The following is a 14,918-nucleotide window of genomic DNA, read 5'->3' on the forward strand; positions in this document are numbered from 1 at the left end:
GACTGGAGTTCAGACGTGTGCTCTTCCGATCTCTCGTGGGCGGCATTGGGGGCTCTGTCGCGCAGGTCGCGACGGCGGGCATCGTAGAAATCGCTCACGAGTTTTGGATTGCGCTCGAACCCCTCGACCGAGCACACTTCCATCACATCATACTCTTCCCATAGTCCGTCCGCATCGCGAAAGGTGCGGATTCCGCTTTCGGCGCTGATCCCTGCACCGCTAAGAATGAGAACTTTTTTCATGAAAGTTCATCTTTGTAATCTTCGTATTTTGTCAATGCAAACACTTTTATCTCGTCATCCATGATTTTATAAATAATTGTATACCCTTTAAAAATCAAATCACGGATATTGTCATCGTTGTAATGGATTGAGCGGCGGCATCGGTAGGGAAAATCGCTCAAGTTTTGACATTCATGTAAAATCTCTCTGCGAAAAGAGTGTGCCGCACTTTTTTTATCCTCGGCAATTTTTTCCAAAACTAGCTGAAGTTTGGCGATAAAAGAGGGAAAAAGTCTAACGTTCATACGAATCGATGATCCGTTCGAGATAGGCATCTACTTCTTCTATCGAATAGCTCCGTGGGCTATCGATACTCTCATGCGATTTTTGAAGATACTCTTTTTCGCTCATCATATTCCAATGACGATAATCGCGAAGCTGTTCGTATTCGAGTGCGCTGAGGACTACCGCTTCGGGTTTATTGTTTCGCAGTACGCAAATTTTATCCACTTCATGGTTTGCGAGTTTGGAGAGGACGGCTCCGAAGTTTTTCGCGACATCGGTTGAACTCATCATTTCGTTGGATTTATAGGCCACCATTGTAATCTCCCGTGTAATCTTACGGAATATTATACAGGTTTTTTAGAAAGTTTCAAAATTGCGGTCATCTACCTCTAAATAAAGTAGCCTGTCCCCTATTTCCTATATTTAAACTTCTATCATATCAGCAATTTGATATCCTAAATTTGTAACTTCAAAAATTTCACCTTTATATCCTCTATCAATGATTAGTCCACTATTAACAAGCTCAACTAATGCTGCCTCCCATTTGGCAACCTCTCGACGTTCATGAGACATTATGAAGTTTTTGCCATTAGTTTGAATATCTGTTCCACCCAGATGTCTCAGATGAATAATATTCCCATGATTGTCTAAACTTGCTTCTTTTAACAAAATACGTGCTTCTGAACTAAGTGATGGTAATTGTGTTTTAGACTCTATAATTTCATCAATTGCTTCAATATTTACTTCTCTAAATAAAGGATGTTCATTCAATTTTAGTTGTAAATGACGATAGAATTTTTCTTTAAAATCTGTATGACTGTCGTATTCTTCATAGAGTCCCCGACTTTGACAAGATGTTTTAAACTCTTTTAACTTTATTACTTGATTAATATCAACAGTATCCATTACCACAGGTTGACTTGAGAAATATAACATAACCGGCTTGCCTGATTCGATATGTTTTTCAATTTCCTCTACACTTCCACTATCATAATTATTAGTCGGAGTTCCTATACGAGTCCAAAAAACTCCTACAAGAAAATCACATTTATCTAATATTTGATTATTTATGATTTGTTGAGGACTACTGCCCATTTCTGGTGATGAGTGAGATTCCCACCCAATAGGAAGAAGCACTATATTTCTTGAAGCTGAATGCACTACATTCCATTCATATATTACATCACGAATAATTGAACGCTCTGAAGCAACATCTCCAGGAGATGCAATCATGACATTAAATACTTTTGCTTTATAGCTCATCTAAAGACCTTTCATTGAAATACTTGAAATAGTAATTACTATTTATTCTTATTTTTCGCCAATTCTAAACAGATTATCGGACCCTTAGAATATCTGAATATCAAATCTATCTATCAAAATTAAACAAAATGACATATTTTTAAAGATTTTACTATGAAAGTTGAAAGTTTACAAGAGAAAAGCGGATGGGTTCCCAATCAAGTTGGGAATGACGAAGACTTAAAGACGGACGACTTTCGCCCCAAATCCCCCCATATGAGCGGGAGCATCGGCAAAACTCTTAACACTCGGATGAGCTTTGAGAAACTCTTTGACAGCGTAGGCCAGTTTCCCCGTCCCGATCCCGTGATAGATTAGCACCTCATCAAACCCCTGTAAAAGTGCATCGGAGAGGAATTTATCCATCCGTTCGCATGCTTCCTCTCCGCGTAATCCGTGCAGGTCGAGTTTAAGACCGCTCTTTTGCTCCACCTGCGAGGTGACGGTGACTTTCGGCTTTTTCGGAAGATTTCCGCTCGGTTTGAGATCACGCAGTTTGACCCGCAGCCGCATCCCCTCCACCTCGATCATCACATCTTTCGCCCCGACACTGACCACCGTTCCGCGCTGGGTGCGGTATTTGACCGTCTGCCCTACTTCGTATTTGATCGGTTCGGGTTCGGCGATCTTGATCGGTTCGGGTTTCGGCAGTTTCGCCTGTGCCTTGTTGAGCTGACGGTGGATCGCCGCCATATCGTGACCCCGTGCCGCCTCTTTGGCTTCGCGGATCGCTTCATCATACCCCGCACGGAGTTTTGCTTTTTCCTTATCGAGTTCATGACGTAACTCTTCACGCGCCTCTTTGAGCGCCGCTTCCTGCACTTTGAGCGCTTCGAGACGCTCATCCACCTCGCGGTTTTTCCGCTTCAATTCACGCTCCAGCTCGCTGCCCCGCTCGATGAGGACACTCAGTTTCTCGTGATTTTCGCCATAAAGCGCTTTGGCGCGGGTGATGATGGCGGGATTGATCCCGTAGCGTGACGCCGTCTCGAACGCGTAGCTCTTTCCGATCACCCCCTGCAAAAACTCATAGGTCGGGACGCGGCGCTCTTCGTCGTACAGTGCCGCCATCAGCTCCACATCGTCGCGATCCGCCATCAATGCGGCGAGCCGTTTGTGGTGGGTGGTGACGATGATCTTCTGACCGCGTTTGATCAGCTCATCGAGGACGATGGCAAAGAGTGCCGCCGCTTCGTCGCTATCGGTTCCCAGTTCGATCTCATCGACCCCGACAAGGGCGCTTTTGTGCTCGAAAAGATGGCTGAACTGCACCATCCGCCCCGCAAAGGTAGAGATGTCGTTGCTGACACTTTGGGGATCGTCGATAACCGCCTCAATCCGCTTGAAACTCCCGATGCGCGATTTGCTGGCGTTGATCTTCATCGGGATGAGATATTTCGCCATCAGGCTCGCCGAGAGGAGCGATTTGAGGAGCATCGTTTTACCCCCCGCATTGACCCCCGTAATCATCAGGAGGTTGGAGCGAAAATCGACGCTGATCGGTTTAGGTTTGTGGATAGCGGGATGGGAGAACTCTTCGAGGACGACATCGGCGTTGTTTTGGGGTTTAAGGATCGCAAAATCATGCGCACGGGCAAACAGCACCCGCGCCTGATAATGATCGTAGCGGTCAAACTCACGGTCGATGAATCCGATAAAAGGGACTAAACCTGAGAGTTTGGAAGAGAACTTTTTGGCATAATCGTACAAGCGGGCGTCACGATCTTGTAAAATCGTACGCAACTGCTCTTTGGAACGCAATACCGCATCGGGAGCTACGTAGAAAAATCCCGCTCCCGTCCGTCCGACGACGGAGCCTTTGAGGACATGGTTGAATCCGCCGCGCACGAGCAAACACTCTTCGTCGTTAATGTAGTGGATTTGGGTGTCGACGAGATAGGGGGTGAGTTTTTGGGTGTGAAAAAGCCGTTTAATCGAGTCGCTGATCTCTGTTTTGATCGCTTTGACCCGCTGAGCGATTTTATAGAGCTCTTCGTCGCGCGATTCGATGAAGTTTCCCTCATGGTCGAAATACTCATCGATCTCGCCGAACGGTTCGGGAATGATGATCGTCTCCATCCATTCCCCGATAATCCCGCTGTAGTTGTTGTTACGCATCAGTCTGAAATAGCGAACGACCTTCAACAGTTCGTGGATATCCTCGAAGCGCAAAACACCCTGTTTTTTGAGATGGTTGATGATCGTCTCAAATGCCACACTCTTCGCAGGGGCTTTGAACTCCAATGCATCAAGTGCTTGAATATAGCGAAAATGACGTTCCTGATCCCCCGGAATCGCAATGCTTTGGGAGCGGGAAAAAAAGTGCTCGAGCGAAGAAATATGGGTGAGGAGATCGAGTTTGCCGAAGAGTTCGGCGAGATTAGAAGAAAGCGGACTCATCGACACTCACGGGCATTAAAAATTTGCTGATAATGGGGTGTTCCTTTGTTTCCGACAAAACTCTGAGTCCCTTCACTGTAGGTAAATTCACTGGCGTTGACCTCGACGTCGCCGCATAGAATCGTTTTGCCCTGCCGGTAGTTCAGCTCGATTTGCGTAATCTGTGCTCGTTCGCGGTTACTGCTGATATTGTAGGCGATCGCGCCCGATACCGCCAGTGCGACGAGGAGGCTGATAAACCCTTTTTGACGGCCGCTCAGTTCTGTGAAATAATGCATCAGCGCAAAGATGAGTGCGACGATACCAAACCACAGAAAGTAGGCCATTTACTTCGTCCCTCGTAGCTGATAGGTCAAATCCCCCGCCCCGAATCCGATGATCAGATCGCGATCGTAGGTTTTGAGGACTTTATCCTCTTTGATCGACTGAATCGTATCGCCTTCTCGGCTGATCTTGTCGCACATCGTCAGATTATAGCGTCCGAAACGCCCTTCAAAATCGATTTCTCTCGGTTCTTCGCTCGCCGCCCATACCGGAAGAATGACCAGTTCCGAACACCCCTCGAAACACTCGACAAACGCGTCAAGATTATCAATCGTACGGGAATACTTATGCGGTTGCCAGATCGCGATGATACGGTCAAACCCTTTGAGCGAGGCGTAGGTTTTGAGCGATTCCATCGTCGCCTTGACTTCAGTCGGATGATGGGCATAGTCGTCGATGATGACGCGATCCGAACCTTTGAAAATCACGTCGAAACGTTTTTTGATTCCTCTGAAATGGAGAAGATTCGCGCGAATCGCCGCGACGCTCATCGTCTGAACGGCCGCCAATATCGCCAACGACGCATCCATCGCGATATGCTCGCCGAATCCCCATACCTCGAACTCTCCGAGGTGTTTCAGGGTAAACCGCGTATAGGGCTCGTCATCGAGCAGAATATAGTGGATATTACTGATATCTTCGCTGGGAAACAGTCGAATTGCATCGCATTCCAGCGTCGCCATAAACGGGTCTTCCGCATTGATGACCCGTACCGGTGCCATCTCGACAAATCGGCGGTAGGCATTATGAAACTCGTCGATGTTGTAGTTGTAATACTCCATATGTTCCGGTTCGGCATTGGTGACGATGGAGCAATACGGGTTGGAGTTAAGAAAGCTTCCGTCACTTTCATCGGCTTCGAACAGCATAACATCGGTACTTCCGTCATAACGGACATTTGAGCCGAATCCTTTGGATTCCGCCCCGATGATCGCACTTCCGCTCATAATGGAAGCCAAGATTGCCGTTGTCGTGCTCTTGCCGTGCGCGCCGCAGACGGCATACACTTTTTTCTCTTGCAAAATACGCAGCAGGGCATCGCGGCGGTGAAGTACCTCGATCCCTCTGCGATGGGCTTCGACAATCTCCGAATTGGTCGGTTTGATAATCGCCGAATGGATGACCAGTTCGCACCCTTCGGGGATATTCGCCGCATCGTGCCCGATATGAACCGTAATCCCGCGATCGATCAAACGCTGCGTAATGTGGGTCGCTTTCATGTCCGATCCACTCACTTCGTGGCCGCTGAAGCGCATATATTTTGCCAATCCCGATATTCCGATACCGCCAATCCCGATGAAGTGGATTTTCATTGTCCTATGTCCTTTTTAAAGATACTGATATAAAATTTCCCGCCTGCCTGAGTCGCGTTCATGTCGACGTATTCATCGATAAAATCATCAAACGAAATCTGTGCATCGCACGCCGCCCGGTGTATTTTAGCTGCCTCGGCAAAACTCTCATCATTCGTGATGCCGCCGAGAACTTCGAATAATGCGCTGGCATCGTTGATCGCACCGGCACTGTAATGCTCGATCGCATACTCGTACAAGGCCCGAACCGTCGCGAAATCCTGAACTTCCTGCATATCGAGTTTCTCCAAATTCTCCAGCGCGTTTGTCAAACGCTCCAATGCCAAATCGAGAATATTGGCATAAAAGGCCATCAGCGTATCTTCGTCAAACGTCTCGTGTGCCTGCGCTTCGAGGACATATAGCGATGCAATATCCCCTTCGCTTTGAGCCTTGTATATCTTCTCTTTGAGTTCTTCGGTCATTGCAATGCCTCCTTTAGGCGATTAAGTGCTTGAATCGTGCGCACCGTCTCTTCGACCAAAGCGATGCGGATATAGCCGATTCCCGGATTTTCGCCTCGCCCATCGCCGCGTGCCAAAAATTCTCCCGGCAACACTTTGACGTTATAGTCGCGGTACAGACGGCGGGTAAATTCCAGCGCATCTCCTACTCGGAGCCAAACGTAAAACGTCGCATCGGAGGTTTCGATCCCCAGAATCTCCTGCGCCGCTTTAAAGTTTTCGGCATAGACCGCTCTGGCATTCTCTACGTGCACCTCATCTGCCCATGCCATTGCCGCCGCAGCTTGCAGCGGAAGCGGGGATGCACATCCGATATAGGTGCGGTATTGGGCGTACCCTTTTAGAATTTCAGCATCTCCGGCGATGAACCCGCTGCGCAGCCCCGGTGCGGAAGATCGCTTGGAGATCGAGTTGATCACAAGGACATTTTTGAACGAGCTGTTGCCGACATAGAGTGAGGCTTCGAGGAGCGAAGGAACTTTTTGCGCCGTATAAATCTCACTGTAACATTCGTCATTGATAAGGCAAAAATCGTATTTAAGCGCCAATTTCACCCATTCGCCCAACTCTTCGAGAGTGAGTACCGATGCCGTCGGATTGTTCGGGAAATTCAAAATGACCAGATCGCATTCGGCAAGCTCGGCTTCATTGATGATCGGTTTGAAGCCGTTTTGCTCAGTCAAATTCAAATGAATGACTTTTGCGCGTGACGCAATCGCAGAGCCCTCGTAAATCTGATAGAACGGATTCGTATATGCCATAATAGGCTCTTTTTTATCGAACAGATAGTATTGAGGGAAATTGAAAAGCACTTCCCGCGTCCCGAAGCTGCTAATCAGTTCGTTCGGCTGAAGTTTCACCCCGAAACGGCGTTCTACGAATCCGCGCATCGAATCGTTCAGATACGTTTCACCCGCTGTTTTCGGATAGCGGCGCAGCTCTTCAGAATGCTTCGAGAGCGATTTTTGGATAAATGCGGGAGTCTCGAACTGCGGTTCCCCGATCGTCAATGCGATGGGCGAATATGCGGGGTTGGGAGTGATCCCCTCTAAAAGCTGAGTCAGTTTTTCAAATGGGTACGGTTCAAAATGCAAAGGACGGTCTTTGTAATGGAATTAATTACGTATATTATAGCGTGATGGGGCTGTATTTTATTTTATCTCTATCGGCACTTTCAATGTATCGAAATAACGTGCGGCTCGCAGTCCAAAGCGTAATCCTAGATATACGACCACTCCAATAATCAAAACTTTTGAAAAGAAAAATATACTAAATAGAAAAAATGTTTTACCGACTGGAAAAGCCAACACAGGCAATATCGCCCCTATGGTTATTAAACGGGCCATAAAAAATATATTTTCTTTCTTCCAATATCCTATTATCAAAGCAAATGGGAATAAAGCCACCATTGCTCCAACAAGAAAATCAAGACTTTCAAAACTCAATAAGACTGCAAGCTTTGAATAATAAGTTGAAGCATTCATCATTAGTTGTTTTTCTATAGTATGAAAATTCACTAGCATTGCATACATTGTAATAAGTACAAATCCAAGTCCCATAGACATTACGATCAGAGTAAGCTGAAAATGCCATGATAGTTGCTGAGAGTCATCTTTAACTGTTTCACCCTCCATCTCTGAAAACCATTCATTGGATGGTTTCATAAACATCATAAATGCGGATAGTACAAATGCTCCAACTCCGACTAAAGCATATAAATATTTAAAACTAAATCGCCAATGATACTCAGGCGAAATCATCCATATCCCAATTAGCCATATGAGCAACGGTAAAAACAACAAAAAATAAAAGAATAGTAAATTTCTACCCCACTTTTTTCTTTGCCAAATCGCAAAGAGTGAAATCAATATTATTGCAGTACCAATAAACGAAATAGGTGTCATTAAACCTTTAGACAAATTATAAATATTACCTATTACAGTAAGAACAACAAGTATTCCTACCGACCATTCGATCGTCCACGGCCTTTTAATTTCTGCAATAACATCCATATTTTATTTTCTCGTTATATTTTGGTTTTTTATACCAAATATTATAGCAGATCAATATTTTACACTCTCTTTCTTCGCCGGTATCATCCGATCTTCCGTTCCGTCCACCATGTGCTCAAAATCTTTGATAGTGTGTTTGCTAACCACCATATAACGCCCCTCTGCCATTACATTAGCGTTCGAAGCGGCATGATGCCGATCAATCGTAAACGCCATTTCATACCCCGCATTTTTAGCATCTACCAGTAGAGCATCATCGTAAATACCGAATACCCATGCGAGATATTTGATCGGATGACCCATTTTCTCTTCGAGTTTTTTCTTCGCTCCTCCGAGCTGTTTATCGACGAACTTGGCATACTCATCCGGAGAAAGTTTTTTCTTCTCATGGTTAAAATTCGGATGCCAGTAGGTATGGGATTCAACATGAAACAGTTTCGTTGCTTCCAGCTCACGCAGCTGATCCCATGTCATCGCGTATTTGGCATTCGAGATCGCACTGGGATAAATAAAAAGCGTTACCGGAATGTTATATTTTTTAACGATCGGCGCCATATCGCTGTAAACGCTTTTATGTCCGTCATCGACCGTAATAACGACCGATTTTGCGGGAATCGATTTAACTATTCCCTGTAGATAGCGTACAGCGGTATCCAGAGGGATCACTGTATAACCGTTTGTTTTAAGCCACTCCATCTGTTGCGCAAACACAGAAGTTTTAATCGTCATCGAATCGCTCACTTCGGCCCCGAAACGGTGATACGCCAAAATCGGGATTTTCCGCTCTTGCGGGAGAGCGAACAGAGGAGAAAGCATAAAGAGCATAATCCATAACAAACGGATGAACATATCGGTTATTCCTGTCAAAAAAAATTTCGTGGGGATTATAGCGGAAACCTTAACCTGTAAGAGAAATAAATTATTTACATTGTTAATAAATAACTCTTGACTTCTTCAGAGTGTTCGATTAGAATTCGACCAATTAGTTGTATATGCAACTAAATTGTTTTTTTTCGAATCCGTATGAGGAGCCTTTTATGAACCGTTGCGAATGCCCGAACGAAGAATCGTTGGGATGTCTTGCCAACCATGCCGCTTTTGCGGCACGCACTTTTCTGACACGCCAGCTTGCATTAAACGGAATCGATATGACCATTGAACAGTTTAAAGTAATGGTGGTCTTGTGGCAAGAAAAACGTGCTACACAACAATCGATCGCCGATTTCGTCGGCAAAGACAAAACCAGTGTTACCCGCCTGATTGCCGGTTTGGAAAAACGCTCTTTGATAGAACGTGCAACCGACTGTCAGGACAAACGGTGCAACCTCGTCACCCTTACCCCGCAAGGGGTTGCGTTGGAAAAGCCGACAATGGAAGTAGTGTTCCAAGCGAACCAGTCGCTTCGCCAAAATTTCGATTCCGAAGAGCTCGCAACGACCCTTCGTGTACTCAAACAAATGTGTCTCATCCTCAATTACCCGACAAACTTACCAAAGGAATCTGTATGAACCGTCTCACCACCCTCACCCTCTCATCCGCATTGATTCTGGCACTTGCCGGTTGTGAACGCCCGAAAGCGGCAGGAATGGAGAAACCGCCTCAAGGACCGGTACCCGTATCGACAACAGAAGTCAAATCCGGCAATTTCCCGGCTATTCTCGAAGCGACAGGACAAACGCAAGCGTTCAATACCGTTCAGGTCTATGCACGTGTCTCTGGATATTTGCAAAAACGCGCTTACAGCGAAGGCTCATTTGTGACCAAAGGTCAAACCCTCTACACCATCGATCCTTCCGACTTTAAAAACTCTTTGGAAAGCGCCAAAGCCGCGTATGAACTGGCAGCAGCAAACCATACGAACGCTCTGGCTGTTTTAAATCGCACCAAACCTCTCGCAGATGCCAATGCCGCCAGTAAACAAGACCTCGATACGGCAACCGCGAACGAGCGTAATACCGCAGCGGCGCTGATGGGAGCAAAAGCATCCCTGGAGCAGGCTAAACTCAACCTCAGCTATACGACGGTGCAAGCGCCTGTCAGCGGATTTGTCGATAAAACCAAAGTCGATGACGGTACCTATGTCGCTGCCGGAGCCAACGGACTGCTGACTACCGTCTATCAGACCGATCCGATGTACGTTAACTTCACCTTTAGCGAAAACGACCGTATTGCACGCCAAAATGCTATCGCCAGCGGTAAACTGATCGCGCCGAAAGACGGGAAATACGAAGTTGAATTGACTTTGGGAGACGGTTCGACACTAACACGCAAAGGGCAAATCAACTTTATCGCACCGTTTGTCGATTCCACCACCGGCACGATCACTTACCGTGCCATTATCGACAATGCCGATCATAAACTGCTTCCGGGACAATACGTCCGCGTAAGAGTTAAAGGGATGGAGTGGAACAATGCCCTCTACATCCCGCAAAAAACACTGCTGACAGGAGAGCAAGGCAAATTTGTCTACACCGTCGAAGCCAACAATACCGTAACACCCAAACCGGTGGTTCCGGGAGAATGGATCGGTGAAAACGTAGTGATCAACGGCGGAATCAGCGTCGGTGAGAAAATCGTAGCGGATAATTTAGTGAAACTCAAACCGGGTGCCGAAATCATCCCCGCAGAAAAAAAATAAGACAGGTCTATCATGTTTAGCAAATTTTTTATAAGTCGGCCCGTATTATCGATCGTAATCGCGCTGATCATCATGTTACTCGGGTTTTCGGCGATCAAAAGCCTTCCGATATCGCAGTTGCCGAACATCACCCCTCCGACGGTTGTAGTTACGGCCCAGTATCCGGGTGCGGATGCACAAACCATCGCCAATACGATTCTAACCCCTTTGGAATCGCAAATTGCAGGTGCGGACGGACTCATGTATATGAGTTCCAAAGCGGCGGCTCTACCGGGGAGTGCCACTATTACGTGTACGTTCAATATCGGGGTCAACCAGGATATGGCGGCCGTCGACGTCCAAAATCGTATCAATTCCGTTTTGGCACTGTTACCGCAAACGACACGGGATCTGGGGGTAACGGTACAGAAAAAAACCTCCGACATCTTGCTGATTGTTGCGGTTACTTCGCCGGACGGAAGCTACGATGCGACCGGAATCAGTAACTATATTTCCTCCAATCTCTTAGATGAGATCAAAAAGATTCCGGGTGCCGGACGGAGCCAGATTTTCGGGCAACGCGACTATGCGATGCGCGTTTGGCTGAACCCCGACAAAATGACCTCTTTGGGTGTCACGACAACCGATATTGCCGCAGCGATCAAAGATCAAAATATTCAAGTCGCTCCGGGACGTTTGGGACAGGCTCCGACCGAGGGTGAGCAGATGTGGACGATGCAGCTCACCAGCAAAGGACGTTTTTCTACCGTTAAAGAGTTCCAAAATATCATTATCCGCTCCAATCCGGACGGCTCGACGCTCCGTCTGAAAGATGTTGCCAAAGTGGAACTCGGTGCGCAAAATTACGAATTCTTCGGACGGGTTAACGGTAAACCGGCAGCGATGATCGGGATTTTTGCCGATGTTAACGCCAATGCGCTCGACACTTCCGCGGCAGTTGCCGAAAAAATGGAAAAACTTTCGCATAAATTTCCGAAAGGGATTGAATACAGTATCCCTTACGATACAACCGATTTCGTCAAAATTTCCATCGAAGAGGTTGTTTTTACCCTTCTTGCTTCTATCGTTTTAGTTAGCTTGGTAATCTACCTCTTTTTGCAAAGCAGCCGTGCGGCGATGATCCCTATCATGTCGATTCCAATCTCGCTGACAGGAGCTTTTATCGGAATGTATCTGCTAGGGTACTCGATTAACACCCTCACCCTGTTCGGATTGGTGCTTGCCATCGGAATCGTCGTCGACGATGCCATCGTCGTAATCGAAAACATGGAAAGGATACTTCAAACGGAGAAACTTCCGCCGAGAGAAGCCGCCGTCAAGGCGATGATGCAGATATCCGGTCCCGTCGTCGCTATCGTTCTTGTCATGTGTGCCGTCTTTATTCCGGCTACTTTCATGGGGGGAATGACAGGACAGCTGTATAAACAGTTTGCCGCTACGATTGCAATTTCCGTAGTATTCTCAGGATTTATGGCATTGACGTTCGCTCCCGCTATCGGAGCGATGATTCTCAAACACCATGAAAATGAGCCGGCTGCCTTCTTCCGCTGGTTCAATCGCGCGTTTGGCCGCATGACGGAAAACTATGTTCGCCGTTCCGGCTTCATGATCCGAAAAGCAGCAATATTCGGGATCATTTACCTCACTACCTATGGATTTATCGCCTATTTCCATAAAACCCTTCCGAGTGCGTTCTTGCCGATGGAGGATCAGGGGTATTTCATTACGAGTATCAATCTTCCGGAGGGCTCGTCGAGCAACCGGACACTCGAAGTGGTCAAAAAAGTCGAAAAAATCCTGAAAGAGCAACCCGGAGTCTACAAATATACGGCAATCACCGGACTTAACATCCTCACTTTCTCGCAAGAACCGAACTCGGCGGTCGTATTCACCCGTCTGACGGGCTGGGATGAACGGGGCAAAGATCTCGCGGTTTTCAAAATTCTCGATATGCTCGGACCGAAACTCGGAAGCATCTCCGATGCTAAAGTATTCGCTATGCCGCCTCCGCCGATTCGCGGAATGGGCCCTTCGGATATGTTCAGCATCCGATTGCTACAGCCCGGAGACAACGATTACACCAAATTGGCCGATGCGACCAATAACTTTCTGAACGAGCTTCGTACCGAGCCGAGTATCAAAAATCCGTTTAGTACGATGAACGTCAATACACCGACTCTGTTTGTCGACGTCGACCGTGAAAAAGCCAAAACATTGGGTCTTTCAATCGCTGAAGTGTTTCAAACCTTACAGGCGACAATCGGTTATATGAATATTAACCAATTCGATAAAAACGGAAAAACCTACTGGGTACAGATGCAGTCCGACGCTCCGTATCGTGCGACACCGGAAGACATCGGTCGTGCATGGGTACGTTCCAGCAGCGGAAAACTGATTCCGCTTTCCAGTGTCGTCAGTGTTAAAATGTCCAGTGCTCCCGCAATTATCGAGCACTTTAACGGTGTTTTGAGTATGACGGTTATGGGCTCACCCGCCCCTGGATTCAGCTCCGGAGAGATTATCAAAACCTTGGAAACTAAAGGGGACAGCGTCCTTCCCAACACGGTAACCTATGACTGGGAAGGGCTTTATTTGCAAGAAAAGCAGGTCGGTTCAAAAGCATTCATTATTATTGCGTTTGCATTGATTATGGTGTATCTGATCCTTGCGGCGTTGTATGAGCGCTGGACCTTGCCGATTTCGATTATGCTCGCCGTCCCGTACGGTATAATGGGGGCCTATGCAGTCGTCTGGTTCATTCCGTTTTTGAACAATAACGTTTTCTTCCAGATCGGTTTGTTGACCCTAATAGCCCTTTCGGCAAAAAATGCGATCCTCGTCGTCGAGTTTGCCGAGGAGCAGCGCCATATGGGTAAAAGCATCTACGACTCGGCTATGGAAGCCGCACGCCTTCGTTACCGTCCGATGATGATGACGTCGTTCGCATTCCTAGCCGGGATGCTTCCGTTGATTTTCAGCAGCGGAGCCGGCTCTGCGGGACGTTTCTCGATCGGTATCGCAATGTTCGGAGGAATGATGGCCGCAACCTTTATCGAACGGTATTTCATTCCGTTCCTCTATTACTGGGTTTCGACCTTTAAAGAAAAAATTGCCCCTGACAAAGGAGAGAGCCATGACTAAATATACCCTCAGCCTGACAGTCGCTTCGGCCCTTTATTTCAGCGGATGCGCCATCGGCCCTGATTATAGCCGACCAGAAGTCGCAGTACCGCAACAGTTTCTTAATAGCGACGCTAATACGTCGGTACAAAAAACACTCGATTTACAATGGTGGAAGCAGTTCAACGATGAACGCTTGAGCGCTTCCGTCGAAACGGCGCTAAACGCCAACTATGACTTGCAAATCTCACAAGCATCCGTCGATGCCTTATTAGGACAGTTTGATCAGGCAAAATCATACCTCTATCCCCAAATCGATGCATCCGGTTCACTAACCCGCAAAGGCACTTACAATGCAGCATCCGGGGGGAGAAATCTCTATAACGGAGTCACCTCCACCTATGCCGGATCACTTTCTTTGGCCAGCTACGAAATCGACCTCTTCGGAAAAGTACGCCGTGCCAACGAAGCGGCCAGAGCCGCACTGCTCTCTTCGGAGTATGCTAAAGAGAGTGTAAAACTCTCTATCGTATCCAATGTTGCCGCTTCGTACGTCAAACTTTCGTCATTGAGCAGCCAAATCAAACTGGCCAATGAAAATGTCACGGTCACCTCTGAAATTTTGCGTATAACCGAGCTTAAATACAAACACGGCGTTATTGCCGAAACCGAATACCTGCAGGCACAATCCGAATATGAAAAAGCGCAAGCTACTTACTCGCAGCTTGAAGCATCAAAAATTGCCGAAGAGGCCACATTTAACCTCCTCTTGGGGCGAAACCCTGCCAGAGTCGAGACAA

The 14,918-nt window shown here is 47.1% G+C and carries 14 protein-coding genes; 4 read left to right on the forward strand and 10 right to left on the reverse strand.

What is annotated here, in order from left to right; translation table 11 throughout:
- Window positions 1-238 precede the first annotated feature (238 nt).
- The 10 genes from Q0389_RS05410 to Q0389_RS05455 form a co-directional block, all read right to left on the reverse strand.
- Window positions 239-526, reverse strand: a complete 288-nt coding sequence (locus tag Q0389_RS05410; RefSeq protein ID WP_298692430.1) for a type II toxin-antitoxin system RelE/ParE family toxin — start codon at window positions 524-526, stop codon at window positions 239-241.
- Window positions 516-821: a hypothetical protein gene (locus Q0389_RS05415; protein WP_298692432.1), complete on the reverse strand. Its 306-nt coding sequence runs from the start codon at window positions 819-821 to the stop codon at window positions 516-518. Before Q0389_RS05415 ends, Q0389_RS05410 begins: the two co-directional genes overlap by 11 nt.
- Before the next feature lie 108 nt (window positions 822-929).
- Entirely contained in the window at window positions 930-1,769 is an 840-nt protein-coding gene (locus Q0389_RS05420) for a hypothetical protein (protein ID WP_298692435.1), read from the reverse strand.
- 219 nt (window positions 1,770-1,988) lie between these two features.
- Entirely contained in the window at window positions 1,989-4,208 is a 2,220-nt protein-coding gene (locus tag Q0389_RS05425; RefSeq protein WP_298692438.1) for an endonuclease MutS2, read from the reverse strand.
- Entirely contained in the window at window positions 4,205-4,534 is a 330-nt protein-coding gene (locus Q0389_RS05430; RefSeq protein ID WP_298692440.1) for a hypothetical protein, read from the reverse strand. The genes Q0389_RS05425 and Q0389_RS05430 overlap by 4 nt, the downstream gene beginning before the upstream one ends.
- The gene (gene murC, locus Q0389_RS05435) at window positions 4,535-5,845 is read right to left on the reverse strand and encodes a UDP-N-acetylmuramate--L-alanine ligase (RefSeq protein WP_298692442.1); all 1,311 of its coding nucleotides are present in this window, start codon (window positions 5,843-5,845) and stop codon (window positions 4,535-4,537) included.
- The gene (locus Q0389_RS05440) at window positions 5,842-6,309 is read right to left on the reverse strand and encodes a hypothetical protein (RefSeq protein ID WP_298692444.1); all 468 of its coding nucleotides are present in this window, start codon (window positions 6,307-6,309) and stop codon (window positions 5,842-5,844) included. The genes murC and Q0389_RS05440 overlap by 4 nt, the downstream gene beginning before the upstream one ends.
- Window positions 6,306-7,442, reverse strand: a complete 1,137-nt coding sequence (locus Q0389_RS05445; protein WP_298692447.1) for a succinyldiaminopimelate transaminase — start codon at window positions 7,440-7,442, stop codon at window positions 6,306-6,308. The genes Q0389_RS05440 and Q0389_RS05445 overlap by 4 nt, the downstream gene beginning before the upstream one ends.
- 57 nt (window positions 7,443-7,499) lie before the next feature.
- Window positions 7,500-8,360 (reverse strand): hypothetical protein, encoded by an 861-nt coding sequence (locus tag Q0389_RS05450; protein ID WP_298692450.1) that lies wholly within the window; start codon window positions 8,358-8,360, stop codon window positions 7,500-7,502.
- Window positions 8,361-8,411: 51 nt separating this feature from the next.
- Window positions 8,412-9,209, reverse strand: a complete 798-nt coding sequence (locus Q0389_RS05455; RefSeq protein ID WP_298692453.1) for a polysaccharide deacetylase family protein — start codon at window positions 9,207-9,209, stop codon at window positions 8,412-8,414.
- 188 nt (window positions 9,210-9,397) lie between these two features.
- On the opposite strand from Q0389_RS05455, the gene Q0389_RS05460 reads away from it, so the two are divergent.
- The 4 genes from Q0389_RS05460 to Q0389_RS05475 form a co-directional block, all read left to right on the forward strand.
- A complete protein-coding gene (locus Q0389_RS05460; RefSeq protein ID WP_298692455.1) occupies window positions 9,398-9,868 on the forward strand; it encodes a MarR family transcriptional regulator in 471 nt (156 codons plus the stop codon).
- Window positions 9,865-10,998: an efflux RND transporter periplasmic adaptor subunit gene (locus Q0389_RS05465; RefSeq protein ID WP_298692459.1), complete on the forward strand. Its 1,134-nt coding sequence runs from the start codon at window positions 9,865-9,867 to the stop codon at window positions 10,996-10,998. The genes Q0389_RS05460 and Q0389_RS05465 overlap by 4 nt, the downstream gene beginning before the upstream one ends.
- A gap of 12 nt (window positions 10,999-11,010) precedes the next feature.
- Window positions 11,011-14,139 (forward strand): efflux RND transporter permease subunit, encoded by a 3,129-nt coding sequence (locus tag Q0389_RS05470; RefSeq protein WP_298692462.1) that lies wholly within the window; start codon window positions 11,011-11,013, stop codon window positions 14,137-14,139.
- On the forward strand, window positions 14,132-14,918 hold a 787-nt coding region (locus Q0389_RS05475; RefSeq protein ID WP_298692465.1), incomplete at its 3' end, for a TolC family protein. The genes Q0389_RS05470 and Q0389_RS05475, both read left to right, overlap by 8 nt.

This window comes from uncultured Sulfuricurvum sp. (assembly GCF_937936435.1).
Lineage (GTDB): Bacteria > Campylobacterota > Campylobacteria > Campylobacterales > Sulfurimonadaceae > Sulfuricurvum.